The following is a 25907-nucleotide window of genomic DNA, read 5'->3' on the forward strand; positions in this document are numbered from 1 at the left end:
GCCCACCCGGTTGGAGGGCGGGCGGGCAGCCGGGAAGAAGGGGCGCGAGCCGACTAGCGGTCGTCCTCGGACTCTTCGTCGTCGTAGTCCTCGTCGTCCTCGGACTCCTCGTCGTCCTCGTCCTCGTCGAGGTCCTCGTCCTCGTCGGCCTCCTCCTCGTCTTCGTCCTCCTCGTCGAGCTCGTCCTCCAGCTCCTCGGCTTCGAGCGTCATCGTCACCGCGAACTTCTTGCTCAGGGCGGCGATCTGCGCGCGCATCTCCGTGAGCGCGGCGACGAAGTCCTCGGAGAGGTTGGCGGGCGCCTTCGCGTCGCAGTGGGGACAGACAATCTTCTCCGTCCCCTCGATGAGGTCCTGGGCTTCCAACTCGAAGCTGGCCTCGCACTTCTGGCAGGTGAAGTCGATGCTCATGGTCGGGCGCGGCATACAAAGCCGGTGAACATGCTGTCAACGCCTGAGACGGGGGGACGTGGAACGGGCGGGGAGCTTCCACTACGTTTCGCCAGATGGACCTGCCCAAGACGATGCTGCATGCGCTCCATGACCAGGCCGCGCGGCTGGAACACCGCCCGGCGCTCTGGTCCCGGCATGGAGGCGCCTATGTCCCCACCTCGTGGTTCGACTATGCCCAGCGCGTCAAGCGCTTCGCCCTGGGGCTGCACGCGCTGGGGTTCCGGGACGGCGACCCGCTGGGCATCCTGAGCTTCAACCGCGAGGCGTGGCACGTCGCGGACCTGGGGGCCATGGCCCTGGGCGGCGTGCCGGTGGGGCTCTACACCACCAGCAGCGTGGACCAGCTCGTCTACATCCTGGGGCACTGCGAGGCGCGCTTCCTCCTGGTGGAGAACGCGAAGCACCTGGCCACCGCCCTGGAGGTCCAGAAGCGGCTGCCCGCGCTCCAGCACCTCATCGTGGTGGACGCGCCCACGCCGCTGCCCGAGGGCGTGCTGCGCTACGCGGACGTGCTGACCACCGGCGCGAACGCGGATGAAGCCCCGTACTGGGACGGCGTCCACGCGCTCCACCCGGACGCGCTGGCCACGCTCATCTACACGTCCGGTACCACCGGCCAGCCCAAGGGCGTGGCCTTGAGCCACCGCAACCTCGTCTGGACGGCGAAGAAGCTGGGCGACACCCTGGGCTTCCGGGACATGGAGGACGAGCGGCTGTTGTCGTACCTGCCCCTGTCGCACGTCGCGGAGCAGATCGTCTCCCTGCACAGCCCGCTGCTGTTGGGCATACAGGTGTACTTCGCGGACTCGCTGGACGCGCTGGGCAGGAACCTCACGGAGGTGCGCCCCACGCTCTTCTTCGCGGTGCCGCGCGTCTGGGAGAAGTTCAAGACGAAGGCGGAGGAGGGCCTGGCCGCGCAGCCGCCCCTGAAGCGCCGGCTGGTGGAGTGGGCCCGCGCCACGGCGCTGGAGCGCAACACGCGCGTCCTGAGCCAGGAGCGCGTCCCGTCGCTCATGGAGGCCAAGTTCGCGCTGGCCCAGCGGCTGGTGTTCCATCCGTTGAAGACGCGCATCGGCCTGGAGAAGGCGAAGCTGTTCGCCACCTCCGCGGCGCCCATTGGCCGGGACGTGCTGGACTTCTTCGCCTCCATCGACGTCGTCCTGCTGGAGGTCTGGGGCATGACGGAGGTGTCCGGCCCCGCCACGGTGAGCACCGCCGAGTGCGCCCGGATGGGCTCGGTGGGCCGCCCCATGCTGGGCGTGGAGGTGCGCATCGCGGAGGACGGGGAGATCCTCGTCCAGGGCGGCAACGTGTGCCTGGGCTACCACCGCGACCCGCAGGCCACGCAGGAGCTGCTGGCGGACGGGTGGCTGCACACGGGGGACGTGGGACAGCTGGACTCCGAGGGCTTCCTGCGCATCACCGGGCGCAAGAAGGAGATCATCGTCACCTCCGGCGGCAAGAAGACGTCCCCGGCGAACATCGAAGAGCTGCTCAAGGCCGTGTCCCCCGTGGGGCACGCGCTGGTGGTGGGCGACCGGCGCAACTACCTGGTGGCGCTGGTGACGCTGGAGCCGGACCGGGTGCGGAAGCTGGCGCGGGAGAAGGGCTGGCCGGAGGACCTGGCCACGCTGGTGAACGACGCGCGGCTCCAGCAGCACCTGCAGGAGGCCTTCGAGCAGGACGTGAACCCGAAGCTGTCGCGCTTCGAGACCATCAAGCGCTTCCGCGTGCTGCCGGGGGAGTTCTCCATTGACGGCGGGGAGCTCACGCCCAGCATGAAGATGCGCCGCAAGGTGGTGGAGCAGAAGTACGCGGACGTCATCGAAGCGCTCTACCGCGAACCGGGGGGCGCCGCCGCCGCCCACGGGTAGGCAAAGCGAAAGGGGCGGGGGACTCGAGCTTCGAGTCCCGCGCCCCTTCGTGCTTCAGCGGCTGTGACAGCCGCTGGCTACTTGCGCTTGTCCTGGGCCACGTAGTCGCGGCGCGCGGCGCCGGTGAAGACCTGACGGGGACGGGCGATCTTCTGCTCGTTGTCCGTGACCATCTCCTCCCACTGCGCGCACCAGCCCACCGTGCGGGGGATGGCGAACAGGACGGGGAACATCTCCGCCTGGAAGCCCATCGCCTCGTAGATGAGGCCCGAGTAGAAGTCGACGTTCGGGTACAGCTTGCGCTTCACGAAGTACTCGTCCTCGAGCGCGATGCGCTCCAGTTCGAGCGCGATCTCCAGCAGCGGGTTCTTGCCCGTCACGTCGAACACTTCGTCCGCCACGCGCTTGATGACCTTCGCGCGCGGGTCGTAGGACTTGTAGACGCGGTGGCCGAAGCCCATGAGCTTCTTCTCGCCCTCGCCGCCCTTCACCTGCTTGATGAACTCCGGGATGTTGGCCTTGCTGCCAATCTCGCGGAGCATGCGGAGCACCGCCTCGTTGGCGCCGCCGTGCAGCGGGCCGTAGAGCGCGCCCACGCCCGCGGCGACCGCGGAGTAGGGGTCCACCTGCGAGGAGCCCACCGTGCGCACGGACGTGGTGGAGCAGTTCTGCTCGTGGTCCGCGTGCAGGATGAAGAGCACGTCCAGCGCCTTCTCCAGCGTGGGGTGCACCTTGAAGGCGCTCGTGCCGATGCGCTTGATCATCGCCAGGAAGTTGGCGACGTAGGACAGGTCGTTGTCCGGGTAGACGAACGGCAGGCCCATCGCGTGGCGGTACGAGAACGCGGCCAGGGTGGGCATCTTCGCGATGAGGCGCGTGATCTGGATCTCACGGCTGCGCGCGTCCTTGATGTTCTTCGCGTCCGGGTAGAACGCGGACAGCGCCGCCACCGTGGAGCCCAGCATGGCCATGGGGTGCGCGTCGTAGCGGAACCCGTCGATGAAGGACTTGATGTTCTCGTGCACCAGCGTGTGGTGGGTCACGTTGAACGTGAAGTTCTCCAGCTCCTTCTGCGTGGGCAGCTCGCCCTTCAGCAGCAGGTAGGCCACCTCCAGGAAGGAGGACTTCTCCGCGAGCTGCTCGATGGGGTACCCGCGGTACTCGAGGATGCCCTTGTCGCCGTCGATGAAGGTGATGGCGCTCTTACAGTTCGCCGTGTTCAGGAACGCGGGGTCATAACCCATCAGACCGAAGTCGTCGCTGCCGGTCTTGATCTGGCGCAGGTCGGGGGTGCGGATACAGCCGTTCTCGATCGGGATCTCGTACGTCTTCCCGGTCCGATTGTCGGTGACGGTCAGCGTGTCCTTGGGCATGGGCGGAGATTTCACAGGGCGGCGGACGCTTTCAACAAAAAAGAACGATAAGTCTTAGAGGCGAAGTTTCCGGTCCGCGCGCCCGCTCAGGAATAGCGGACGCCGGCCCGCGCGAGCTGCCGCCAGAAGCCCGGGAAGCTCTTCTCCACGCACTCCGGCCCCGTCAGATCCAGAGGCACCCCGGACAGCACACACAGGGTGGCCGCTGACATCGCCAGGCGGTGGTCACCCCGGCTGTCCATGGCGAAGCGCGCGGGCTTCACCTTCGGCGGGAGGATGCGCAGCGACTCACTGTCGGCTCCGGCCGACAGTTCCGTGGTGCCACCGTAGGCCGCCACCAACGTGCGGATGCCCTCCAGCCGGTCGCTCTCCTTGACCCGCAGGATGCCCACGTCGCCAAGCGTGGTGGGCCGGGGCAGCACGCACGCGAGCGCCGCCAGCGTGGGCAGCAGGTCCGGGCACTCCTTGCCCGTCGCGCGCAGCTCGCCCGTGGCTTCACCTTCGAAGCGCCACGTGTTGGGCGCGCCCGACGGGAGCATCTTCAGGCCCACTTCAGCGGCCAGCCGGAGGATCGCCTGGTCCGGGTGGGCGCTCTGGGGCTCCGCGCGCTCCACCGTGCCGCCCGTGCGCCAGGCGATGAGCACCAGGTAGCCCAACGACGACCAGTCGCCCGGCAGTGATGGGACGGATTCGGGCGGCTGATAACCCGTGACGGAGGAGAGACCTTCGGACTGCTCCACGGTGAAGCCGAAGCGGCGCAGCCACGCCACCGTGAGGTCCAGGTAGCCGGCGCTGGTGAGCGTGCCCTCAATCTCCACGCTCCACGCGCGCTGCTCCCGGAGGAAGCGCTCCGCGCAGCCCAACAGCAGGCTGGAGGCGTACTGGCTGCTCTGCGCGCCCGGCACGCGGAACACCGGCGCGGCCTTGGTTGTGTCCCGGGGCGCGTGCAGCTCCACCGGCCACGGGGTGCCTTCGGTGAGCGTGAGGCCCGAGGGGCCCAGGGCCTCTTTGAGCGACGTGAAGAGCGGGCCGTGCGGGCGCTCGCCCAGGCGGGGCGTGCCGGTGAAGCGTACGCGCGCGCCGGGCGTCACCGCGGCCTGCGTGACGAGGATGCGAAAGGGGGCGCCGCCGTCCGCGCAGTCCACGTCGCGCACGGGGCCCGCGGGAAGGCGCAGCGCCTCCACGCCCCGGCGCAGCACGCGCACGTCCGCGGGGAGGTCCTCGTCCGACTCCGCCTGCACCGACGGCAGCGGCCAGGCGCCCGTGAGGTGTCCCAACACCAGGGCTCGCTGGGCGTCCGACTTCGACACGGGCGGGGTGAGCGGTGAGGCGCTCAAGGCGCTCGGGTCGACGGTGAGGCGGCTCGGCGAGGCGTGGCTCAAGGGCGGGCTCCTCGGGTCCAGGCGGGCCACAGGGTCCGCCACGTCTTCGGCATCACATCCACGACTTCCGCGGTGCCCACGGCGGTGAGCAGCACCATGCGCAGTTCGCCGTTGGCGCCGGCCTTCTTGTCGGCGTCCAGGAGCGCGACCACGTCCTTCAACGGCGCGCGCCGGGCAATCTCCGCGGCGCGGTCGCGGCCGAGCACGCCGGGGCCCCGGGCCAGCGCGCGCTCCACCTCGTGCGCCACGGGCTCCGGGGTGATGCCCAGGTGCCGGCCCACGTCCAGGGCCCAGAGGATGCCCAGGCCCACCGCGTCGCCGTGCGACAGCTTGAAGCGCGACAGGCTCTCCAGCACGTGGCCGAAGGTGTGGCCGAAGTTGAGCACGCGGCGCAGGCCCTGGTGCTCGTAGGGGTCCTTGGCGCAGACGCCTTCCTTCAGGCCGCGCGCGTCCTTCACCAGCTTCTCCAGCTTCGGCGGCGTGCGCACGTAGCGCTTGAAGAGGGACGCATCCAGGGACGCGACCATCTTCCACGCCTCGATGGAGCCCTCGCGCACCTGCGCATCGGACAGCGTGGCGTACAGCTCCGGGCACAGCCACGTCTCATCCGCGTAGTGGAAGACGCCCGCGGGGTTCTTCACCACGCGGCCGCGCACGACGAGATCCACCGCGCCCTTGCCGCCCAGGCTGCTGTCCACCGCCGCGAGCAGCGTGGTGGGGACCTGCAACAGCCGCACGCCGCGCTTGAGCAGGTGCGCGGCCACGGTGGCCACGTCGCCCACGGTGCCACCGCCCACGGCGACGAGCGTGCCGGAGCGCGGCAGCGTGATGCCGCCCGCGAGCACCTTCTGGAGCGAGATGAGGCTCTTGGCGCGCTCACCGCCGACCAGCTGGATGATGGCGCGCGGCTTGCGGGCCTCGATGGTGGGGATGAGCGTAGGGTGGAAGCGCGCGACGGTGCGGTCCACCACGGCGACGCTGCCCTCGGGCAGCCGGGCGGCGAGCTTCGTGAAGGAACCCCAGCGGTCGTTGGGGGGGCTGTAGGAACCGGGAGGAAGCGGGCTCATGCGGAGTGGGGGCGGGCGTTGAGTTGCTGGACGAGGTCGGCGATGACGAGCGACACCATGGCCTCCAGCACCGGGACGGCGCGGGGCATGATGCACGGGTCGTGACGGCCGCCCTTGGCGTGATCCGCCAGCGTCGCGGGCGGCTTGAAGAAGGCGCGCACCTGCATGGGCTCACCGTTGGCGAGTCCACCCTGGATGCCGCCGTACGCGTCCTTCACGGCGTGGAACTTCGTGCCGGGCTGGCCAAGGCGCTGGAGCAGATCCGGCGGGCCCCACACGACACCGGTGACGGCGCCAATGCTGCCCAGCGCCTGCGCGATGAGCGCCTTGAGCTTGCCGAAGATGGGCTCGCCCAGGCCCACGGGCAGGCCCTCCACGCGCACGTCGATGGAGCCGCCCAGGCTGTCCCCGGCCTCCTTCGCGGCCAGGATCTGACGGGCCATCTCTTCGCGGACGGCTTCATCCGGGCAGCGGGTGGGGTGCGCGTCCACCATGGCGCGGGTGAGGCCCGGCGCCGGAACGGGAGCGACCAGCTCACCTACCTGGGAGACGTAGGCCACGGTGCTGATCGAAGGCAGGTCGCGCGCGAGGTACGCCTCCGCGATGGCGCCGCCGATGACGCGGCAGAGCGTCTCACGTCCGCTGGTGCGGCCGCCGCCCCGGTGGTCGCGGTGCTTGTAACGCTCACGCCACACGGCGTCCGCGTGACCCGGCCGGTCCACGCTGGCCAGCTGGTTGTAGTCCTGCGAGCGCTGGTTCGCGTTGCGCACGATGGCCGCGATGGGCGTGCCCAGCGTCTTGTCCTGGAAGACGCCGGAGAGGATCTCGACGGTGTCGGGCTCGTTGCGCGGGGTCACCAGGGCGGACTGCCCGGGACGCCGACGGTCCAGCGCCGCCTGGATCATCTCACGCGTGAGCGGAACGCCCGCGGGGCAGCCGTCGATGACGGAGCCCAGCGCGGGGCCGTGGCTTTCGCCGAAGGTCGTCAACCGGAAGAGGGTGCCGAAGGTATTCATGTCGCCGTTTCCCAGAGTTGTCGCTGCCGCCGGGCCTGGGCGACGAACCACGCCGCACCTAGCAGGAGAGGGGTGCCCCCGCGGCGAACGATCTCCGCGGCGACGCGCCGGCCGGGAGCACCGTATGCGATCACCGCCACGCGTGCCCCCTCGAATCTCAGGTTTTCAGGGGCGGCCACGCGGTCCGGCCACGTCCAGACCCAATCCCCGGACAGCGGGGCTTGTATCTCCGCGCGCTTGACGACCCGCAGGGCAAGTCCGTGTTCAGCGGCCACCAGCCGCAGCGCTTGCGTGGAGCCGCCGTCGCCCAGCACCGCCACGTCCTTCGCGCCCAGGCGCTCCAGCACGGCGCGCGCTCCTTCCGTGTCGGTGTTGAAGGACTCCCACCGCGAGCCCCGGCGCACCAGCGTGTTGATGGCGTCCAGCGATGAGCCCGTGTGCTTCGCGAGCCGCATCTTGAACGGGCTCGTCACGGCGAAGCCCGCGTAGTGCGGCAGCATCGCGTCCACCACCGCTTCCACCGGGGCGTCCTCGGCCAGGTCGATGCGATCGAACGGCTGGCGGTGGATGCGCGGCGAGCGCGAGTGCGCAATGGCCGTGCCCAGGATGCCCAGGCGCAAGCCGTGCGGGTCCTTCGCCTTGCGGTGCTCGCGCACCACGTCGTCCAACAGGCGCTGTCCCGGGGCCGCCGTCCACGGGCCGCCCATGGCCACGTACTCCAGGCCGTTGCTGCGCGAGAGCACCGCGCGCGCCGGAATGGCGACGGGCCCCATGCCCAGCACGGTGACGCGCTCGGCGCCAAAGCGCTGGGACAGCGCGGCCTGCGTCTCAAGCAGCACGTCCAGGTGCGCGGGCCCGTCCATGGGTTCCACGTGCTTCACCAGCGCGTCCGGCGGAATGGGGCGGGACCAACGCTTGAGGGCCTCCGCCGTCGTCAGCGGACCTTCCGCGTGGTGCGACGCGAGCAGCTTTCCCGGCGGCGCGTCCATGTCCTGCGCGCGCTCCACGTCGCGGTCCACGCGCCACGCGGCCTGGACCCACGTCGCGGGCAGCGGCTTGCCCCGCTCGGAGACGAGCAGCGGCATCACGCGGGCGAGCGCCTCCGGGTCGATGTCGCCGGGAGCGTGCAGATCGGTCCGCACCTCAATGACGTCCGCGCCACGCTCGAGGCCATCGCGCGCGAAGGTCACGGCGTCCGCGCCGGTGAGGGTGGGGGGCAGGGTGATGATGCGCCGGGTGGCCATCACTCGGGCTCCTGGGCCAGACAGCCCCGGAGGAAGTCCGCCAGGGTGATGGTGGGGACGCGGGCGTGCATCGCCTCGCGTTCATGGAACAGCGAGTGGAGCTCCTCCTCCAGCGACACATCCGTGCGCAGCCGTGGGCGCGTGGTGTCCGCCAGCAGCCGCTCGCGGTACGTGTCGAAGGTGACGGGGACGACGAGCGTGAAGTGCCCCGCGAGCACTTCCGGATGGTGCGACAGGAAGCCGCCGCCCACCGCCACCACGCTGCCCTGGGGCAGCAGGCCCAGCGTCTCGCGCTCGGCGGCGCGGAAGGTGGTGGGGGATTCCGCCACCCAGGCGCGGAGCGGGCGCCCATGCCGGCGCTCCAGCTCCGCGTCCAGGTCCAGCCCGGTGCGTCCGAGCAGCTTCGAGACGAGCGGCAACAGGCGCGTCTTGCCGGCCGCGCGGTGGCCCGCGATGACGACGGTCTGCGCGCCCACGGGGCGGGGGCAGGGCCCCGGGGACGAGAGGGCCCCCTGGAGCGCCTGCTGGAGTCTGGGATCTACCGACGCGACGACTTGCGAGACGAGGAGGCGCCGGGCCTCAACGGACGGTGCCGACATAGACGTAGGCGGTTCCAAACAGCAGGGGGTGGGCGGCGCGCTCGGAGTAGGCGCCGGCCTGGTCCATCAGGGAGAGGAAGCGCTCGCCGGCGGGGAAGGCCGCGGCGGTGCGGGGCAGGTACTGGTACGCCGCGCGGTTGCCCGTGAGCAGGCCGCCAATCGCCGGCATCACCGTCTTGCTGTAGAAGCGGAACAGCGCGCCGTACGGGCCCGTGGGCTGGCCGAACTCCAGCACCACCACGCGGCCTCCGGGGCGCACCACGCGCGCCATCTCCTGGAGGCACTTCACCGGATCATCCACGTTGCGGATGCCGAAGGAGATGGACGCCACGTCGAAGCTGTTGTCCGGCAGGGTGAGCGCCATGGCGTCCTGCACCTGGAACTCCACCTCCAGGCCCGCCTTGGCCGCCTTCGCCGGCGCGCTCTCCAGCATCTCCGGGCAGAAGTCCGTGCCCACCACGCGGCCCGTGGGGCCCACCTTGCGCTTGAACGCCAGCGCCAGGTCGCCGGTGCCGGTCGCGCAGTCCAGCACGTGGCTGCCTTCCTTCGCGCCGCTGAGCTTCACTGCCGAGCGCCGCCACAGCCGGTGGACGCCGAGCGAGAGGACTTCGTTCGTCACGTCGTAGCGCGTGGCGATGGAGGAGAACATCTGACGGACTTCGGTGCTCATCGCGCCCCCGCGATCTGTGCCGGCCCTGCCGGCGTCCAAAGGTGACGGTCCACCGCGGCGAGCACGCCTGGCAGCCGTTGCATCAACGTAGCGAAATCCCCGGGCGACATCGCCTGCTGACCGTCGCACAACGCCTGCTCCGGCCGGGGGTGGACTTCAATCAACAATCCATCCGCCCCACAGGCCGCTGCCGCCAGCGACATGGGAGCGATAAGCGACGGAATGCCCGTCGCATGCGAAGGATCCACGATGACCGGCAGGTGCGTGCGCTCCTTCGCCCACGCCACCGCGGCCAGGTCCAGCGTGTTGCGCATCGCGGTCTCGAAGGTACGGATGCCGCGCTCGCAGAGCATCACCTGCTCGTTGCCGCCCGCGAGGATGTACTCGGCCGCGTTGAGCCACTCCTGCACCGTGGCGGACAGCCCGCGCTTGAGCAGCACCGGTTTGCGCAGCTTTCCCAGCGCGCGCAGCAGCCCGAAGTTCTGCATGTTCCGCGCGCCCACCTGGAGGATGTCCGAGTGCTGCGCCATGAGGGGCAGTTGCTCGGTCTCCATCACCTCGCTGATGATGGGCAGCCCGTGGCGCCGTCCGGCGTCCACCAACAGCTTCAGCCCCGGCTCCCCCATGCCCTGGAACGCGTACGGACTGGTGCGTGGCTTGAACACGCCACCGCGCAAGAGGTGCGCACCCGCCTGCGCCACCGCGCGAGCCGCCAGCTCCAGCTGCTCCGCGCCCTCCACCGCGCACGGCCCCGCCATCACCACGAAGCCGGGCCCGCCCACCTCCACCGCCCCCACCTGGACGCGGGTGCCGGCTGGACGCGCTGCGCGAAGGACGCGGTGTGCGCCCGGGTCGCGCCGCGCGGCTGGGTCGTCTGGTTGCTGGCCTCCCACGGCGGCTCCCTCGCTGGAGTTACTGGAATTCAGATTCCATGGAGTTCAAGCGGTTTTGAACTCCTTGGTGCATGTATAGCCGAGATCGCTTAGAAGACAATCGAAGGTGATGTCACTCGCATCCCCCGAGGTTCAGGAGAATGGCTGATGACGCCGCTCAGTCCCGCTGAGGGCCCGCGATGGGTCGCCGGGATGATGCCCCTGCCCGGAGTGGATCCGTTGGCTGGGGCGGGCAGCCTCGGCGTTCCTTCCGTGTATTGGGAGCGGCCGGTGGCGCGCGAGGCGGTGGCGGGGTGGGGCGAGGCGGGCGTGCTCGAAGCGCATGCGCCCGGCGAGCTGGCGGCGGTGCTGGGCGCGCTCGGGCACGACAGCGTGCGGTGGCTGGACGCGGTGTCTCCCCAGTTGCCGGGCCCCTGGTTCGGCGGCATGCGCTTCAGTCCCACGCAACCGGTGGAGGGCGAGTGGCGCTCGCATGGGCTGGCGCGCTGGACGCTGCCGGAGGTGCTGGTGTGGCGCGAGGGCAGCGCGCTGGCGGTCGCGGTCTTCGCGCCGGAGGGCGCGGGCGCGGAGGACGTGGTGCGCTCGCGGCTGGAGCGCGTGCGAGCGTCCTTCCCTCAGTCCTACCGCCACCCGGTGGGCGCGCCGGTCGCGCTGCGCACGGCCTCGTCGCGGCCGGACTTCGAGGCGCTGGTGGACCGCGCGGTGGAGGCCATTGGCGCGGGCCAGTTGCACAAGGTGGTGCTGGCGCGGGCGCTGGAGGCGGAGGGGCCGGAGCCCTTCGACGTGGTGGACGTGCTGGCGCGGCTGCGCGAGCAGAACCCGCGATGCGCGACGTTCCTCTTCCGCGCGCCGGACGGCACGGGCTTCCTGGGCGCGACGCCGGAGACGCTGTGCCGGGTGGATGGGCGCAAGTTGGAGACGGAGGCGCTCGCGGGGTCCGCCGCGCCGGGCGGCGCGGAGGCGCTGGACGCGAGCGACAAGGACCGGCGCGAGCATGAAGCGGTGGTGCGCTACATCCTCCAGGCGCTGACGCCGGTGGCGGCGAGCGTGTCCGCGGACGCGCAGCCGTCGGTGCTCGCGCTGAAGAACGTGGTGCACCTGCGCACGGGCATCCGCGCGGAGCTGGCGGACGGCGTGGACACCGCGAAGGTCGTCACGGCGCTGCACCCGACGCCCGCGGTGGGCGGCACGCCGCGCGAGCGCGCGCTGTCGTTCCTGGTGGAGCACGAGTCGCTGGACCGGGGTTGGTACGCGGGGCCGGTGGGCTGGGTGGGCCCCGGGCGCGCGCATCTGGTGGTGGCGTTGCGCTCGGCGCTGGTGCGCGGGGCGAAGGCCCGGCTCTTCGTGGGCGCGGGCATCGTCGCGGGCTCCAGCGCGGAGTCCGAGTGGCGGGAGACGGAGATGAAGAGTCTGGCGATGTTGCGCGCGCTGGGGGGGCGGTGATGTCCCTGGACGCCAACCTCAACGTGCTGTGGTCGCGAGCGCTCCTGGAGGAACTGGTGCGGGGCGGCGTGCGGCACGCGGTGGTGTGTCCGGGCTCGCGCTCGTCCGCGCTGGCGCTCGCCTGCGCGCACACGCCGGGCCTGCGCGTCTGGTCCGTCATCGACGAGCGGAGCGCGGGCTTCTTCGCGCTGGGCATGGCGAAGCAGTCGCGTCATCCGGTGGTGCTGGTCGCGACGAGCGGCTCCGCGGGCGCGCACTTCTTCCCGGCCGTCATCGAGGCGGCCATGGCCCAGGTGCCGCTGATCATCCTCACGGCGGACCGGCCGCTGGAGCTGCAGGGCTGGGGCGCGCCGCAGACGGTGCCCCAGGCGCGCTTCTACGGTGACTTCGCGCGGCTGTTCGCGGACGTGGGCATGCCCGAGGCGAGCAGCCCCGCCATCGCGCACCTGCGCGCCACGGCCGCCCGCGCGGTGAGCACCGCGTGCCGCGCCCCCCGAGGCGCCGTGCAGCTCAACGTGCCGTTCCGCGAACCGCTGGCGCCCATCGCGCAGGACTTCGGCGCGGAGAGGCTGACGGCGCTCGCGAGGGAAGGGCGGACGGACGCGCCCCTCACCCGCATCGCGCAGTCGTCGCGGGCTCCGGATGGGGCGGTGCTGGAGGACGTGCGCGCGCGCGTCGCCGCCACCGAGCGCGGCGTCATCGTGTGTGGCCCCCGCGACGAGGACGACGGCTTCGCGGACGCCATCACCGCGCTGAGCCTGGCCACGGGCTACCCGGTGCTCGCCGAGGCCACGTCGCAGGCGCGCTATGGCGGCGGCCCGCTGACCGTGTCGCTCTACGACGCGCTCCTGCGCCATGAGCCCTTCGTGCGCGGCCACACGCCGGAGCTGGTGCTGCGCTTCGGCGGAGGCCTGACGCCCAAGTCGCCGCAGCAGTGGCTGGACGCCTCCGGCGCGGACATCACCGTGTTCAGCGACGAGGGCGCGCTGTACGACCCGGCGCACCGGGCCACGCGGGTGGTGGAGGGCAACGCGGTGCTCGCGTGCCGCGCGCTGACGGAAGGACTGTCGCGAGGCCCCGGCCGCTGGGCGCAGGACTTCGTCAACGCGGAGCGGGTGGCGCGCAGCGCGCTGGAGACGGCGCTCGGAGAACAGCCGGACGTGCTGACCGAGCCCCGGATCGCGCGCGAGGTGGTGGCGGCGCTGCCGGCGAACGCGCTCTTCTTCGTGTCCAGCAGCATGCCCATCCGCGCGGTGGACGCGTTCGCCCATGGCGGCGGCGTGCCGCTGCGCGTGCTGGCGAACCGCGGGGCCAACGGCATCGACGGCATCGTGTCCAGCGCGGCGGGCATGGCCGCGGCGGCGGGACGGCCCGCGGTGCTCCTGTCCGGCGACCTGGCGCTCCTGCATGACGTGGGCGGGCTCGTCTCCGCGGCGCGGGCGCGCGTGCCCCTGACGGTCGTGGTGGTGAACAACGACGGCGGCGGCATCTTCTCCTTCCTGCCGCTGGCGCAGGTGGCGAAGCCGGACGAGTTCGAGGCCCTCTTCGGAACGCCGCACGGCGTGGACCTGTCGCACGCGGCGGCGCTCGCGGGCGCCCGCTTCGAGCGGCCCACGACGCCCACGGCCCTGCGCGCGGCGGTGCGCACCGGGCTGGAGGGAGGCCTCCACGTGGTGGAGGTCCTGGTGGACCGGGCCACCAACGTGGATGTGCACCGACACCTCTTCGCGCGGATGGCCGCCGCACTGGGAGAAGGACCATGGGCGTGACGCTCGCTTATGACATCTGGGGGGATGGCCCCCATACGCTCCTGGCGCTGCACGGCTTCACCGGCAGCGGCGCTACGTTCGAGCACCTGCGTCCACTGCTCGGCCGCTCCGTGCGCGTGGTGGCGGTGGACCTGCCCGGCCACGGCCGCACGCCGCTGCCGGAGAAGGCGGGGCGCGACGGCTTCCTGGAGACGGTGGACGCGGTGGTCCGTCTGGCCCGGGAGCTGGGCGGCCACGTGGATCTGCTCGGCTATTCGCAGGGAGCGCGGGTGGCGCTGGGCGCCGCGGTGCGCGCGCCGGAGTGCTTCGGCCGGCTGATCATGGAGAGCGGCTCGCCCGGACTGCACCGCCGCCAGGAGCGCTCCGAGCGGCGCGAGGCCGACGCGAAGCTCGTGGACTTCATCCGCGCGAAGGGCGTGGACGCCTTCGTGGAGCGGTGGGAAGCGCTGCCCCTCTTCGACGGGCTGCGCCGCCTGCCCGAGCCGGAGCAGGCCGCGCTGCGCGAGCGCCGCAAGGCATGCACGGCGGAGGGCCTGGCCGGAGCGTTGGAGACCCTGGGCCTGGGCGTGCAGCCGGACTACTGGCCGGCGCTGCACCGCCAGCGGCTGCCCACGCTGCTGCTCACCGGTGAGCAGGACGTGAAGTTCACGACCCTGGCGAGGCGCATGGCGGCGGAGCTGCCGGTGGTGTGGCGCCACGCCTTCGCCGGTGTCACCCACGCCCCGCACCTGGAGGCGCCGGAGGAGTACGTGCGCGAAGTGCTCTCGTTCCTCCAGACGCCCTGGTACGAAGCGCCGCAGTTCGAACACGCCATCCTGGCGCGAGAGGCGACCCACTCGTGACGACCCTGGTGAGCACTCCTCCCGATGCGGCGCGTCCCCGGCCCACGCTGAAGACGTGGCTGATGGCCGTGCGTCCGAAGACGCTGACGGCGGGCGCGGTGCCGGTGTTGGTGGGCACGGCGCTCGCGTACAGCAACGGCGTGGGGCGCTGGTTGCCCGCGCTCGCGGCGCTCGTGGGCGCGGTGCTGATTCAAATCGGCACCAACTTCATCAACGACTTCTATGACTACAAGAAGGGCGCCGACACCGAGGAGCGCCTGGGGCCCAAGCGCGTGACGCAGAGCGGGCTCATCGCGCCGGGCACGGTGCTGCTGGGCGGCCTCGGGTGCTTCGCGCTGGCGACGCTGGTGGGGCTGTACCTGGTGGCGGTGGGCGGCTGGCCCATCGTGGCCATCGGGGTGGCCTCGCTGCTGTGCGGCTACGCGTACACGGGAGGCCCGTTTCCGCTGGCCTACCTGGGCCTGGGCGACCTGTTCGTGCTCATCTTCTTCGGCATCGTCGCGGTGACGGGCACGTACTACGTGCAGGCCGGCGTCGTGAGCCCGGCGGCCTGGTGGGCGTCGGTGCCGGTGGGCGCCATCGGCACGTGCCTCATCGTGGTGAACAACCAGCGCGACGCGAGCACGGACGTGAAGGCCGGCAAGCGAACGATGGCGGTGCGCTTCGGCCAGGGCTTCGGCCGCGCGGAGTACGTGCTGCTGCTGGTGGCCTCCTACGTCACGCCGTTCGTGCTGTTCGCCAGGGGCTACGCGAGCGCCTGGGTCTTCCTGCCGCTCTTGAGCCTGCCGCTGGTGGTGCCGCCGCTGAAGCTGATGCTGAAGGCCGAGGGCGCGGCGCTCAACCCCGCGCTGGGCGGGACGGCGAAGCTTCAGATGGTGTTCGGACTGCTGTTCGCGGTCGGGCTGTACCTGCGCTGAAGGGGCGTCATGCGCATCATCGAAGCGACGCTCACCCCACTGCACCTCACGCTGGCCAACCCCCTGCGGACGGCGAGGGGCACCTACGCCACGCGCGACGGCTTCCTCGTGCGGCTGCGCGACGAGGAGGGCCGCATCGGGCAGGGTGAAGCCATGCCGCTGCCCGAGTTCGGCACGGAGTCCCTGGCTCTCACGCACACCGTGCTGCGCGGGTGGCTGAGCTCCCTCAAGGGGCAGACGCTGGAGGACAGCATCGAGGGCATCGAGGCCACGCTCGTCCCGTCCGCCAGCGAGGAGTCGCGCCAGCGCGGCGCGCGGATCCGCGGCATCGACCCGGAGGAGCCCGTGCCCGCCGCGCAGCATGGCCTGGAGCTGGCGCTGCTGGATCTGGTGGCCCAGCGCAAGGGCGTGCCCCTGTGCTGGCTGCTCGCGGAGGAGGCGCGGCAGGAGGTCCTGGTGAACGCGCTGCTGAGCGCGGAGGAGCCGGAGGCCCTGGCCCAGGAAGCGCGAGCGGCGGTGGAGGAGGGCTATCAGACGCTGAAGGTGAAGGTCTCGGGCCGCTCGCTGGACGCGGATGAAGCCCGGGTCCGGGCCGTGCGCGACGCGGTGGGGCCTCGCGTGCGCCTGCGCCTGGACGCGAACGGTGGCTGGACGGAGCCCGAAGCCAACCGCGCCCTGGATCGGCTGGGCTGGTACGACCTGGAGCTGGTGGAACAGCCCACGCCGCCGGAGGATCTGCAGGCGCTGTGGCGGGTGCAGCGCCGGGCCCCGTGCATCATCGCCGCGGACGAGACGCTCGCCACGCCCGCCGCGGTGCGCACGCTCCTCACGATGGACCTGGGCGGCGGGCCGGCGGTGGGCGCGGTGGTGATCAAGCCGATGGTGCTCGGCGGGCTGCTGCCCTCCATGGTGGTGGCGCTGCGAGCGGCCCACCTGGGCATGCACGCGTACGTCACCAGCTCCATTGACGGCGTGGTGGCCCGAGCGGGCGCCGCGCACCTGGCCTCCGCGCTGCCGTCGGGAGACCTGGCCTCCGGACTCGCCGTGGGACGGCTCTTCGCGGACGAGCCGAAGGATCATCCGTATCAACCCCGGCGGGGACTCGTGCGGCTGCGCGACCTGCCCGGGCTGGGACTGAGCCCGGACTTCAGCCGGGAACACTGAGCCATCGCCGCGGCGGCTCCCACTCTTCGGAGGAGCGAGGCCATGATCTACGACTGCCCCATCCGCGAAGGCGCGCGGCTGCATCCCCACGCGGACGCCCTGCGCTTCGCGGGACAGGCCTGGACCTTCCGCGCGCTGGATGAAGAGGTGACGCGCTGGACGGAGGCCCTGGCCTCGCGAGGTGTGGACCAGGGGCAACGCGTGGCCCTGCTGTCCACGAGCCATCCGGCGGTGACCTTCCTCTTCTGGGCGCTGGGCCGCCTGGGCGCGATATTCGCGCCGCTCAACGCCCGGCTCACTCCGGCGGAGCTGCGCCCCCTGCTGGAAGACGTCGAGCCCCGGCTCACGCTGGCGCTTGGAGCCCTGCGCGACCGGCTCCCGGAAGCGGAGGTCCTGGAGTCCTTCCCCGACGGCGTGACGGCCAGCCCCGTGCCCGAGCGCGCCTGGGACGCGGACACGGCCCGGGTCATCCTCTTCACCAGCGGAACGACGGGGAGGCCCAAGGGCGCCGTGCTCACGGAAGGCGCCTTCCGTGCCTCATGCCGCGCCTCCGCCGCGAACCTGGGCGCGCACCCCGCGCCGCGCTGGCTGGGCACGCTGCCCCTGTTCCACGTCGGGGGCCTGGCCATGCTCACGCGCACCGCCTACGAAGGCGGCTGCCTCCTCCTGCACGAGCGCTTCGACGCGGACGCCGTCAACCACGCCATCGACACGGAGGGCGCGTCCCACGCCAGCTTCGTCGCCACCACGCTGGAGCGTGTGCTGGACGCGCGGCGGGACCGCCGGCTGCCCGCGACCTTCCAGTGCGCGCTCATCGGCGGAGGTCCCGTCCCCACGGCCCTGCTCACCCGGGCACGGGCCGCGGGACTCCTGGCCCTCCAGACCTACGGCCTCACCGAGGCCTGCTCCCAGGTCACCACCGAGCGCCCCTCGGAAGCGGATGGCCGCACCGCCGGACCGCCCCTGCCAGGGCTCGAGGTCCGCATCGTCGGGACCGACGGCGCGGCGCTCGGTGAAGGCCAGGAAGGGGACGTGGAGGTCCGCGGCCCCACGCTCATGGCCCGCTACTGGCGCCAGCGCGAGGCCACGCGCGACGCCTTCCATGACGGCTGGCTGCGCACCCGCGACGTGGGCGTCCTGGACGCGATGGGGCGCCTCACCCTCCTGTCGCGCCGCACGGACCTCATCGTGCGGGGAGGGGAGAACCTCTACCCGGCCGAAATCGAAGCCGTCCTCGCCAACCACCCGGCCATCCTGGAGTCCGCCGTCGTCGGCGTGCCGGAGCCCCAATGGGGCGAGGTCCCCGTGGCCTTCGTCGTCCTGCGCCCCGGCCACGCCTTCCCCGAGGACCTGGACGCCTGGTGCCGCCACTCCCTGGCGCGCTTCAAGGTGCCCACCCGCTTTGTTGCGATTGAAACATTGCCTCGGAACGCCATGAGCAAGGTGGAGCGCCCCGTCCTGAGGAACCACGCCCTGTCTCATCCCCCGTATCAGCCTGGGTCCTAGCAACCCTGAATTCCAGATGGATGGGGTTCGCAGGACTCGCTGAGAAGACCTGTCAGGTTGGGTTATAATATTCCACTGTGGGGGGATCCTGAGAGGAAGCTCACGGTGAGTACCGCAGTGGAAGCAGTGAAGGTGGAAGGGCAGTCCGAGTCGCTCCACATCGATGCGCACGCCAGCAAAGCCGCTGGCGCGATGAAGTGCCCCCATCTGGGCGCCCAGTACAACCCGTTCGCGGGCCCCCATGTCGCGGACCCGCATCCGTTCTACGCGGAGCTGAGGCGGGACGCGCCCGTCAGCTACAACCCCATGCTGGGGATGTGGCTGGTGAGCCGTTACGACGACATCTGCCACGTGCTCAAGGATCCGACGCGCTACTCGTCGGCGGACCTGGGCAACATGGGCTCGGTGCTGTCCCCGGCGACGCTCGCGGTGCTCGCCGAGGGCTATCCCCTGGCGGACAGCCTGATCAACTCGGATCCGCCCGCGCACACCCGGCTGCGCAAGCTGCTGGGGCGCGGCTTCTCCGCCCAGCGCATCACCGCGCAGGAAGCCCCCATCCGCGCCGTCTCCGAGGAGCTCATCCAGGCCTTCGCCCGCAGGGGGCACGCGGACCTGGTGACGGAGTTCGCGTACCCGCTGCCCGTGCGGGTCATCCTGGGCATGGCGGGTGTTCCCCAGGAGGACATGGCGGACATCAAGCGCTGGTGTGACGACTTCTTCCGGATGATCTTCACCCGCGTCCCCGCGGAAGAGCAGCCGCCGCTCGCCCGCAGCTGGGTCACCTTCCAGCACTACGTCGCCCGCCTCATCCGCGACCGCACGGACGAACCCCGCGACGACCTGATCAGCTACCTGGTCACCACCGACGCGGACGGCGAAGCGCTCACGCTGCCGGAGCTGATCATCGCCATCGCCGGAAGCATGCTGGCGGCGGGCCACGAAACCACCACGGCGCTGCTCGCCCAGTGCTGGAAGCAGGCCCTGCTCCAGCCCGGCCTCTGGCAGAAGCTGCGCGAGGACCGCTCGCTGGTGCCGCACCTCATCGAGGAGACGCTGCGCTTCGACTCGGTGGCGCACGGGATGATCCGCACCACCCTGGAGGACGTGGAGCTCGCGGGCGTCGCGCTGCCCAAGGGCTCGCGGCTGCTCCTGCTCTACGCGTCCGGAAGCCGTGACCCCGCGCTGCTCGCGGACGGCGACCACTTCGACATCTCCCGGCACCACCCGACGCACCTGGGCTTCGGCCGGGGCATCCACTTCTGCATCGGGGCGCCGCTCGCGCGGCTGGAGGCGCTCATCGCCACCAACCTGCTGCTGGATCAGCTCCCGGACCTGAAGCTGGAGGAGAACCCGGACTTCGGCCACACGCAGTCGCTGACCATCCGCACCATCCAGCACCTGCGGGTGAACTGGACCCCCACCGGGACCTGAAAGCCACCCTCGATGCTCCCGTCCCGCCCGTGGTGCCCCCACGGACGGGCCGGGTGCTTCAGCCCGCGTCTCAGCACTCCGACGCGGGGTGTCCCCAGGGGTTGCTGCGCGGATACTGGCGCAGCAGCGTGCACAGGCGGTGCGCGGCGACCATCGTCGCGGACGGCCGCGGCGGCTCCGCGTGCATCGCCGTCTGGCCCAACCGGGCCGCCTGCAGTGCCAGCGCGTGCTGGACTTCGGGAGACCAGCGCTTGAATTCAAGCCATTCCATGAGCCTGCTCCTCGTTGAAGGAGCGGCCATTGAACCCCCTTCAAACCTGGAAATCACGACGCCCCGCGTCGGCCCGGGGCGTCAGTGACCTCCTGCTGACAGGCCACTCAGGCCTTCGAGGGGGTGGCGGGTCGGCCAATGAGCATCATCAGGCCGAAGGGGTTCCCCGGGTTGGTGAGCCGGTCGATCTCCCAGATGTAGTCGTCGCTCAGGCCGTGGGTGAGCTCGCGCATCTCCTCCACGGAGTACGTGCGCAGACAGGACACCACGCCGTCGAACGCCGCCGCGATGGGGATGAGCGGCATGAGGTAGGTGAGGGCGAGCCTGTCCGCGCGAATGGGGCGGATGAACGGCGTCGTCAGCGGAACGTTGATCAGCGCCGCCGCCGTCATCGCGATGGCCGGCCCGCGCCGCTCCACCAGCTCCATGATGGCGATGCCCCGGCGCTGGGCCACGGCGTCCGCCAGCACCTTGCGCGCCAGGTCCGGCGGCAGGTGGTGGAACGAGTTGCACATGATGCGGAAGCCCTTGTACGTCGCGGGCACCGCCGTCGCGTCCACCGGCGTCGTCACGTAGTCGATGCGGCCCGGGTTCGCCGCCTTCGCCTTCTCGAACGCGGAGACCTCCGGGTACAGGTCCGTCAGGAGCGCCGTCGCCTGGTAGCCCTCCTGCGACTCCAGCATCTCCAGCAGCTTCGGCACCGGCCCCGCGCTGCCGGACGCCATGTCCAACAGCTGCGTCTCGCCCATCGCCGCCATCGCGCCCTTGAGCCGCTTCACGAACTCCGAATAGCGGTCATCCGACAGGCTCCACACGTACGCGAGGAAGTCCGTCACCCCCCGGCGCAGCACCTTCGGGAACCAGGGCTGATCCTCCAATTCAAAAAGTTGCAGTCTGGGCATAATCGCTGGGCACTCCAAGGGGCTCAGGGGGGAGACAACTCCCGCACTGTCGCCCAGTCCCGAGCGACGTACAAGAGGCGCCTTCCAGGGGCATTGGCACACATCCGCCGCCTCGGAAATCCCAACAGTCCGCCCAATTCCTGCCGCTTCCACGAAACTTTGAAGCCTTGCAGGAAATCACTGCACGAAAGGCAGACAGCGGACCGCGAGTGCTGATCAGCCCTGCAAGGTTTCAGGAGGGGTGCGTTTCATTATCAGGCGGTCGGGATGACGCGGACCGGGTGTTTCTGACTCGGGGGGAGGCAGCCAGAAACGCGTTGAACCCGCGTAACTGGAGTGGGGTTGCCAGAATTTATAGGTATTATTACTTACGACCGAGGGGGGCATCGGTCGCTCGGTCGCTCGGTTCAAAACGGATCAGCTGGCACACAACGGGAGGGAGTAATGGCTCCGGAATCTGTTGATGTGATCGTCGTCGGAAGCGGCCCGGTGGGTGCCATGGCAGCGAACCTGCTCGGCCAGTACGGCCTGCGCACCGTGGTCATCGAGAAGGAGACCACCGCGCACACCCAGTCCCGCGCCATCAACGCGGACGACGAAGCGCAGCGCATCTTCCAGGCCGCGGGTCTCACGGGCGAGCTGGGGCCGGGCTTCCACCCGTGCCTGAAGATGACCTACGTGGATGACGAGATGCGGATGCTCGCCGAGGTGGACTTCACCAAGGTGGAGCGCCCCAACGGCCACCCCATCGGCTCGCTCTTCAACCAGCCGCGCATGGAGGCGGCGCTTCACCGCGGCATGGAGCGCTTCGCGCACGTCAGCATGTGGCGCGGACACGAAGTCGAATCCTTCATGCAGGACGACGAAGGCGTGTCCGTGCGCGTGAAGGACCACGTCAACGGCCGCACGATGACGGTGCGCGCGCGCTACCTGCTCGCGTGCGACGGCGCCAAGAGCGGCATCCGCCGCCGGCTGGGCCTGAAGCTGGAGGGCACCACGGCGCTGGAGCACGCGCTGGCCATCTCCGTGGAGACGCAGTCGTCCGCGCCGGACTTCACCTACTACCCCTGCGGCCCGGAGCGCGTGGGCATCGTGACGCGCACCGCGCACGACGAGGTGCGCTTCGACACGGTGGTGAAGCCGGGGCAGGACCTGGAGTACGTGAAGACGCCCGAGTACGTGCGCGGCATCATCGCGCCCTTCATGGACCCGGACACCGTGAAGGTGAAGAGCGTCAACCTCTACGCCTACCACAGCCGCATGGCGGAGAAGTGGCGCGTGGGCCGGGTGTTCCTGCTCGGAGACGCGGCGCACCTGATGCCGCCGTTCCTGGGGCAGGGCCTGTGCTCCGGCCTGCGCGACGCGGCGAACCTCACCTGGAAGCTGGCGCACGTGCTGGGCGGCGCGGCGGACGCGTCGCTGCTGGACACCTACGAGGTGGAGCGCCGGCCGCACGCCGCGGAGATGATGCGCCTGTCGGACTCGCTCGGCTCGATGCTGGCGTCGGGCGGCCCGTTCATGGCCCGCGCGCGCAACGCCTTCATCAAGCTGCTGTACCACATGCCCGTCACCGGCCCCTTCATCCGCGAGTACAAGATGAAGCCGAACCTCTTCCACGCGGAGGGGTTCCTCTTCGGCGGCAAGCGCGGCAAGTCCAAGCAGGCCGCGGAAGGCGCCTTCTTCCCGCAGCCGCGCGTGGAGCACGGTGAAGAAGGGGAGCGCCCGCTGGATGACGTCATCGGCCAGCGCTTCGCGGTGCTGACGCGGCCGGGTGCGCCCGCGGACGTGCAGCAGGCCGCCAGGGCGCTGGCGGAGGACATCGGCGGCGTGTGGCTGTCCGTGGCGCCGGCGGCGCGCTCGGGCGCGGGCCGCTCCGGCGAGGTGGTGGACCTGGAGGGCAAGCTGGGCGAGTGGTTCGCCCAGCACGGCTCGGACCTGGTCGTCCTGCGCCCGGACCGCTACGTCTACGCGGCCACGAACAGCGCGGGCGTCGCGCAGGTCCATGCTTCGCTGAAGCAGGCCGTCCGCCCGCTCACCCGCTGGGGCAACCGCGGCTCCCGGCGGGCGGCGCAGCTCGGGGCCTGAGGCGTCTTCAGGCGGAGGCGGACTGGAGCAGCTGCTTCGCCTTCGCCATGCAGTCGCCGTAGAAGCGCAGGTAGATGTCCAGGGCACGGGCGCCCGTCTTCGCGATGGTCGTCGCGTGCTCGGGCTTCTGGCCCAGCAGCTTGTTGAGCATGACCTCGTTGAGCGCCGTGTGGCCCACGTCCAGCTCCACGTGCTCCTTGATGAACGACAGCGAGTTCATCACGTCCGGGCCCAGCACGGCCTTGCACTGTTCAATCAGCCGGGGCGCGAACACCACCGACAGGTTTTCGATCTCGTACTCGATGGCGACCTGGCCGCCCGGCATGGGGCCCGCGATGGTCTCCTCGTGGATCTCCCGGTACTCCTGCATGGCGCGGGTGGGGGCCTGCGCCATCAGGGCCTCCGCGTCCAGCTTGGGGAAGCGGCGCGCGTTCCAGCCCGCCACCAGGTTCTTCGTGTCCTCCACCATCATCAGGTGGTGACCGGCCTCGTGCTTGGCGTGGGTGATGAGCTTCTCGCCCACGTCCACCATCCCCGCCTTCACGCACGCCTCACCGGCGCGGCGGATCCACCCGTCCACGGGCTCCGTCATGTAGACGCCCAGGGCACACAACTGGATGAGGAAGGCCTCCAGCAGGGCGGGCTCCACGTTGGGGTCCAGCAGCGTCGTCACGTGGGGGCCGGTCGCCAGCAGGTGGCGGACGTCGGTGACGTGGGGGAGGTACTGCTCTTCGACGAGGGGCTTGGTCATGGGGGGAATCCTCAACGGGAGTGGGCACCACGGCGCCCGATGGTGAGTTCGCTGATGTGCTCCAGGAAGTCCGGAACGAGCTTGGCGGAGATGATCCACAGGTAGGGATCCGGCCCGTCGTGCAGGCCGCACTCCTGCACGTAGTCGCCGCCCGCGTCCTCGCGCAGATAGAGGAAGGAGGGGCGGTTGCGCGCGGCGTACCAGCGGCGGGCCGCGTCCAGGAGCGCCGAGTACGCGCGCGTTCCATCCCCCAGCAGGGAGAACAGGCGCGTGTTGTCCAGCAGGCGGAAGAGGTTCGCGCCCAGCTGCCCCAGCTCCACCACGGCGGCGGCGTGGGGGACGCCGTCACGGCGGGCGACCAGGACGGTGCGCTCGCGCTCCATGCCGAAGCTCTTCCACTTCGCCGTGACGGGCCCCATGTCCAGCCGGTCGCGGGTGAGGTCCAACGACTGCACGTAGCACTCGGGGAACTGCTGCGCGATGGTCGCCGCCAGCAGGCTCAGCTCGCTCGCGGTGGCGGGGCCCACCGTGTACGGGTGCACGCGGCCGGTCAGCTCGTTGCTGAAGGCCTTCATCTTCTGGATCTTCCGCGTGAAGGCCAGGGACGAACCGGCCTCCATCTGGCGCTGCGCGTACTTCACGTGCGCCTTGTTGATCCACGGGTTGAGGGCCTCCACGTAGGCCACCACCCAGTGGAAGTCCGGGTCGCTCTGCGGGTGCTCGAAGGTGCGCAGGTAGAGGTCGCGCATGATGGCGCCCGCCTCCTTCAACCCCTCCGGCGGCTTGCCGGGCCGCTTCGCCACCTGGTGGCCCAGCCACGCGTTGCGGTACGGCTTGGTGAAGGACAGCGTCGCTTCAATGCCGCGCTCGGACGGCCACACCGCGTTGCAGAACAGCTGCGGCACCTCCGCGGCGCGCTTCGCGAGCGACGCGAAGTTCTGCTTCAGCTCCTCGAACTCCGCCGGGGTGCTGCCGCCCAGGCTGAAGAAGCCGGAGCGGTTGAACAGGTCCCACAGCTCATCCACCAGGCCCTCGCTGGTGCGCGTGGCCGGGGACATCGTCTGGGACACGAAGCGCACCCAGCGCGCCTCGTCGGAAGAGTAGGGCAGCACGCTCAGGCCGCACAGCACGGTGCCGTCCGCGCGCAGGCCGCTGACGTAGCGGATCTCCCCGCGCACGCTCACCCGCTGGCCGTCGCCCAGCTCCAGCTCGATGAGGGGCGGCAGCAGGCCGGGGAAGAGCAGGTCCTGCGGCTGGCAGCGCATGCACAGGCCGGAGAAGGACAGATCCAGCACCTCGCGGCGCATCAGCCCCTGCTCCCGCCAGAGCGGGTGGTGGAACCGGGCGTGCACGCCCTCGGGGGCGGTGACGCGGCGGTGCCAGCGGTGACGGATGCGGAAGAGCTCTTCGGGCAGCGGGGTGAAGAGGCGGTCACCCTCCATCCGGCCCGTCTCCACGCGCAGGCGGTACGCGGAGTTGTAGCCGATGACGTCGATGTCGTACGCCGGCTCGCCGAAGTCCGGGGTGGACTCCTCCGTGCGCCACTCCAGCTGACCGGAAGAAGAGTGGAAGCGCTCCAGCACCATGCGCACCACCCGGCCCTGGCGGCGCAGCACGCCCTTGTTCCCGGACGCGCAGATGGCGGTGAAGATGGAGCGGATCCGCTCCCCGTCCGTGATGATGTCCTGCACGGGCAGCGCGGAGGCCGCCGGCACCGCCACGCCCTGGCGCAGCGCGTCCGCCAGGAAGCCCAGGATCTGCCGGCCCTGCTCCAGCGTCACGCCCACCAGCTGCAGGCCCACCGGCGCGTTCGGGACGTCCATGTCCGTCCGGATGAAGGCGCCATTGAGCGGACCAATCGTGGCGCCGTTGCACGCCAGGTACACCGGGAAGGTGCGCGACTCGGTGGGGTCCGCCAGCGGCTGCCGCGGGGCCACCCACACCACCGTCGGAGACAGCCGCGTCACTTCCCCCAGCACCGCGTCCGGCCGGCCCACCGCGCAGGTGATGGCCGTGGGACCGCTGCCGTGCAGCGAATAGCCCGAGTCATCCAGGGCGGCTTCAGCGGGGGGAAGGGGAATCACGTTGCGCAGCGCGTCGCCACTGCCGAATTCAATCGCATGCCGGAACTTCGAGGATGCCGGGATCCCTCCATCCATCGTCAGGACTCCCCTCTTGCGGGCAGCGACACCATTGGTGGTCGGCGATGTTGCGAGCACAACACTTCCTCCCTGATTCACTGGAGACGCTGACGGC

22 protein-coding genes are annotated in these 25907 nt (G+C 70.9%); 9 read left to right on the top strand and 13 right to left on the bottom strand.

The window, feature by feature from the left end:
- Positions 1–53 precede the first annotated feature (53 nt).
- Complete coding sequence (locus D7W82_RS16600) at positions 54–410, bottom strand: hypothetical protein (protein WP_233587668.1); 357 nt, start codon at positions 408–410, stop codon at positions 54–56.
- A gap of 95 nt (positions 411–505) precedes the next feature.
- Here D7W82_RS16600 and D7W82_RS16605 point away from each other — a divergent pair, with 95 nt between their 5' ends.
- Positions 506–2326, top strand: a complete 1821-nt coding sequence (locus D7W82_RS16605; protein WP_199727768.1) for a long-chain fatty acid--CoA ligase — start codon at positions 506–508, stop codon at positions 2324–2326.
- Positions 2327–2403: 77 nt separating this feature from the next.
- Here D7W82_RS16605 and D7W82_RS16610 read toward each other — a convergent pair whose 3' ends face one another.
- The 8 genes from D7W82_RS16610 to aroF all read right to left on the bottom strand — a co-directional run bounded on the left by D7W82_RS16610 (position 2404) and on the right by aroF (position 10570).
- Positions 2404–3699 carry a citrate synthase gene (locus D7W82_RS16610; RefSeq protein ID WP_014397329.1) on the bottom strand — a complete coding sequence of 432 codons (1296 nt, stop codon included), beginning with the start codon at positions 3697–3699 and terminating at the stop codon, positions 2404–2406.
- Between the two features lie 86 nt (positions 3700–3785).
- Positions 3786–5081 (bottom strand): 3-phosphoshikimate 1-carboxyvinyltransferase, encoded by a 1296-nt coding sequence (locus D7W82_RS16615; protein ID WP_120619292.1) that lies wholly within the window; start codon positions 5079–5081, stop codon positions 3786–3788.
- Complete coding sequence (locus D7W82_RS16620) at positions 5078–6148, bottom strand: 3-dehydroquinate synthase family protein (protein ID WP_120619293.1); 1071 nt, start codon at positions 6146–6148, stop codon at positions 5078–5080. Before D7W82_RS16620 ends, D7W82_RS16615 begins: the two co-directional genes overlap by 4 nt.
- Positions 6145–7164, bottom strand: coding sequence for a chorismate synthase (gene aroC / locus D7W82_RS16625; RefSeq protein ID WP_120619294.1), 1020 nt, complete (start codon positions 7162–7164; stop codon positions 6145–6147). Before aroC ends, D7W82_RS16620 begins: the two co-directional genes overlap by 4 nt.
- Positions 7161–8408, bottom strand: a complete 1248-nt coding sequence (locus D7W82_RS16630) for a shikimate dehydrogenase (RefSeq protein WP_370451014.1) — start codon at positions 8406–8408, stop codon at positions 7161–7163. Before D7W82_RS16630 ends, aroC begins: the two co-directional genes overlap by 4 nt.
- Positions 8408–8884, bottom strand: coding sequence for a shikimate kinase (locus tag D7W82_RS16635; RefSeq protein WP_233587670.1), 477 nt, complete (start codon positions 8882–8884; stop codon positions 8408–8410). The genes D7W82_RS16630 and D7W82_RS16635 overlap by 1 nt, the downstream gene beginning before the upstream one ends.
- A 103-nt stretch (positions 8885–8987) precedes the next feature.
- Complete coding sequence (ubiE, locus tag D7W82_RS16640) at positions 8988–9677, bottom strand: bifunctional demethylmenaquinone methyltransferase/2-methoxy-6-polyprenyl-1,4-benzoquinol methylase UbiE (protein ID WP_120619297.1); 690 nt, start codon at positions 9675–9677, stop codon at positions 8988–8990.
- Positions 9674–10570, bottom strand: coding sequence for a 3-deoxy-7-phosphoheptulonate synthase (gene aroF, locus D7W82_RS16645; protein ID WP_120619298.1), 897 nt, complete (start codon positions 10568–10570; stop codon positions 9674–9676). The genes ubiE and aroF overlap by 4 nt, the downstream gene beginning before the upstream one ends.
- Before the next feature lie 147 nt (positions 10571–10717).
- On the opposite strand from aroF, the gene D7W82_RS16650 reads away from it, so the two are divergent.
- From D7W82_RS16650 to D7W82_RS16680, 7 genes are all read left to right on the top strand, one after another.
- On the top strand, positions 10718–12013 hold the full coding sequence (locus D7W82_RS16650; RefSeq protein WP_120619299.1) for an isochorismate synthase MenF: 1296 nt from the start codon (positions 10718–10720) through the stop codon (positions 12011–12013).
- On the top strand, positions 12013–13782 hold the full coding sequence (gene menD / locus D7W82_RS16655; RefSeq protein WP_120619322.1) for a 2-succinyl-5-enolpyruvyl-6-hydroxy-3-cyclohexene-1-carboxylic-acid synthase: 1770 nt from the start codon (positions 12013–12015) through the stop codon (positions 13780–13782). Before D7W82_RS16650 ends, menD begins: the two co-directional genes overlap by 1 nt.
- Positions 13773–14624 (top strand): 2-succinyl-6-hydroxy-2,4-cyclohexadiene-1-carboxylate synthase, encoded by an 852-nt coding sequence (menH, locus tag D7W82_RS16660; protein ID WP_120619300.1) that lies wholly within the window; start codon positions 13773–13775, stop codon positions 14622–14624. Before menD ends, menH begins: the two co-directional genes overlap by 10 nt.
- Positions 14621–15541 carry a 1,4-dihydroxy-2-naphthoate polyprenyltransferase gene (locus D7W82_RS16665; protein ID WP_120619301.1) on the top strand — a complete coding sequence of 307 codons (921 nt, stop codon included), beginning with the start codon at positions 14621–14623 and terminating at the stop codon, positions 15539–15541. Before menH ends, D7W82_RS16665 begins: the two co-directional genes overlap by 4 nt.
- Before the next feature lie 9 nt (positions 15542–15550).
- Positions 15551–16705, top strand: a complete 1155-nt coding sequence (gene menC / locus D7W82_RS16670) for an o-succinylbenzoate synthase (protein WP_120619302.1) — start codon at positions 15551–15553, stop codon at positions 16703–16705.
- Positions 16706–16747: 42 nt separating this feature from the next.
- Positions 16748–18211, top strand: coding sequence for an o-succinylbenzoate--CoA ligase (gene menE / locus D7W82_RS16675; RefSeq protein WP_120619303.1), 1464 nt, complete (start codon positions 16748–16750; stop codon positions 18209–18211).
- A 105-nt stretch (positions 18212–18316) separates the two neighbouring features.
- Positions 18317–19642: a cytochrome P450 gene (locus D7W82_RS16680; protein ID WP_120619304.1), complete on the top strand. Its 1326-nt coding sequence runs from the start codon at positions 18317–18319 to the stop codon at positions 19640–19642.
- A 70-nt stretch (positions 19643–19712) separates the two neighbouring features.
- On the opposite strand, the gene D7W82_RS16685 is transcribed toward D7W82_RS16680, so the two are convergent.
- Both D7W82_RS16685 and D7W82_RS16690 read right to left on the bottom strand, forming a co-directional pair.
- Positions 19713–19913 (bottom strand): hypothetical protein, encoded by a 201-nt coding sequence (locus D7W82_RS16685; protein ID WP_120619305.1) that lies wholly within the window; start codon positions 19911–19913, stop codon positions 19713–19715.
- A gap of 107 nt (positions 19914–20020) precedes the next feature.
- Positions 20021–20815, bottom strand: coding sequence for a class I SAM-dependent methyltransferase (locus D7W82_RS16690; protein WP_147439358.1), 795 nt, complete (start codon positions 20813–20815; stop codon positions 20021–20023).
- Between the two features lie 444 nt (positions 20816–21259).
- Here D7W82_RS16690 and D7W82_RS16695 point away from each other — a divergent pair, with 444 nt between their 5' ends.
- The gene (locus tag D7W82_RS16695; protein WP_120619307.1) at positions 21260–22900 is read left to right on the top strand and encodes a bifunctional 3-(3-hydroxy-phenyl)propionate/3-hydroxycinnamic acid hydroxylase; all 1641 of its coding nucleotides are present in this window, start codon (positions 21260–21262) and stop codon (positions 22898–22900) included.
- A 7-nt stretch (positions 22901–22907) separates the two neighbouring features.
- Here the strand turns inward: D7W82_RS16695 and D7W82_RS16700 are convergent, their stop codons facing one another.
- Both D7W82_RS16700 and D7W82_RS16705 read right to left on the bottom strand, forming a co-directional pair.
- Positions 22908–23651 (bottom strand): hypothetical protein, encoded by a 744-nt coding sequence (locus D7W82_RS16700; protein WP_120619308.1) that lies wholly within the window; start codon positions 23649–23651, stop codon positions 22908–22910.
- Between the two features lie 11 nt (positions 23652–23662).
- A complete protein-coding gene (locus tag D7W82_RS16705; RefSeq protein WP_171424819.1) occupies positions 23663–25810 on the bottom strand; it encodes a hypothetical protein in 2148 nt (715 codons plus the stop codon).
- Positions 25811–25907: the final 97 nt, after the last annotated feature.

It is taken from the genome of Corallococcus sp. CA049B (assembly GCF_003611685.1).
GTDB classification, from domain to species: domain Bacteria; phylum Myxococcota; class Myxococcia; order Myxococcales; family Myxococcaceae; genus Corallococcus; species Corallococcus coralloides.

Excerpts from the sequence above, each read along its gene's own strand:
- ubiE (WP_120619297.1), bottom strand. The coding sequence starts at position 9,677 with ATGAGCACCGAAGTCCGTCAGATGTTCTCCTCCATCGCCACGCGCTAC.
- D7W82_RS16695 (WP_120619307.1), top strand. The coding sequence starts at position 21,260 with ATGGCTCCGGAATCTGTTGATGTGATCGTCGTCGGAAGCGGCCCGGTG.
- menD (WP_120619322.1), top strand. The coding sequence starts at position 12,013 with ATGTCCCTGGACGCCAACCTCAACGTGCTGTGGTCGCGAGCGCTCCTG.
- D7W82_RS16650 (WP_120619299.1), top strand. The coding sequence starts at position 10,718 with ATGACGCCGCTCAGTCCCGCTGAGGGCCCGCGATGGGTCGCCGGGATG.
- D7W82_RS16630 (WP_370451014.1), bottom strand. The coding sequence starts at position 8,408 with ATGGCCACCCGGCGCATCATCACCCTGCCCCCCACCCTCACCGGCGCG.
- D7W82_RS16705 (WP_171424819.1), bottom strand. The coding sequence starts at position 25,810 with ATGGATGGAGGGATCCCGGCATCCTCGAAGTTCCGGCATGCGATTGAA.
- menH (WP_120619300.1), top strand. The coding sequence starts at position 13,773 with ATGGGCGTGACGCTCGCTTATGACATCTGGGGGGATGGCCCCCATACG.
- D7W82_RS16600 (WP_233587668.1), bottom strand. The coding sequence starts at position 410 with ATGAGCATCGACTTCACCTGCCAGAAGTGCGAGGCCAGCTTCGAGTTG.
- aroC (WP_120619294.1), bottom strand. The coding sequence starts at position 7,164 with ATGAATACCTTCGGCACCCTCTTCCGGTTGACGACCTTCGGCGAAAGC.
- D7W82_RS16610 (WP_014397329.1), bottom strand. The coding sequence starts at position 3,699 with ATGCCCAAGGACACGCTGACCGTCACCGACAATCGGACCGGGAAGACG.
- menC (WP_120619302.1), top strand. The coding sequence starts at position 15,551 with ATGCGCATCATCGAAGCGACGCTCACCCCACTGCACCTCACGCTGGCC.
- D7W82_RS16620 (WP_120619293.1), bottom strand. The coding sequence starts at position 6,148 with ATGAGCCCGCTTCCTCCCGGTTCCTACAGCCCCCCCAACGACCGCTGG.
- D7W82_RS16690 (WP_147439358.1), bottom strand. The coding sequence starts at position 20,815 with ATGCCCAGACTGCAACTTTTTGAATTGGAGGATCAGCCCTGGTTCCCG.
- menE (WP_120619303.1), top strand. The coding sequence starts at position 16,748 with ATGATCTACGACTGCCCCATCCGCGAAGGCGCGCGGCTGCATCCCCAC.
- D7W82_RS16605 (WP_199727768.1), top strand. The coding sequence starts at position 506 with ATGGACCTGCCCAAGACGATGCTGCATGCGCTCCATGACCAGGCCGCG.
- D7W82_RS16685 (WP_120619305.1), bottom strand. The coding sequence starts at position 19,913 with ATGGAATGGCTTGAATTCAAGCGCTGGTCTCCCGAAGTCCAGCACGCG.
- D7W82_RS16700 (WP_120619308.1), bottom strand. The coding sequence starts at position 23,651 with ATGACCAAGCCCCTCGTCGAAGAGCAGTACCTCCCCCACGTCACCGAC.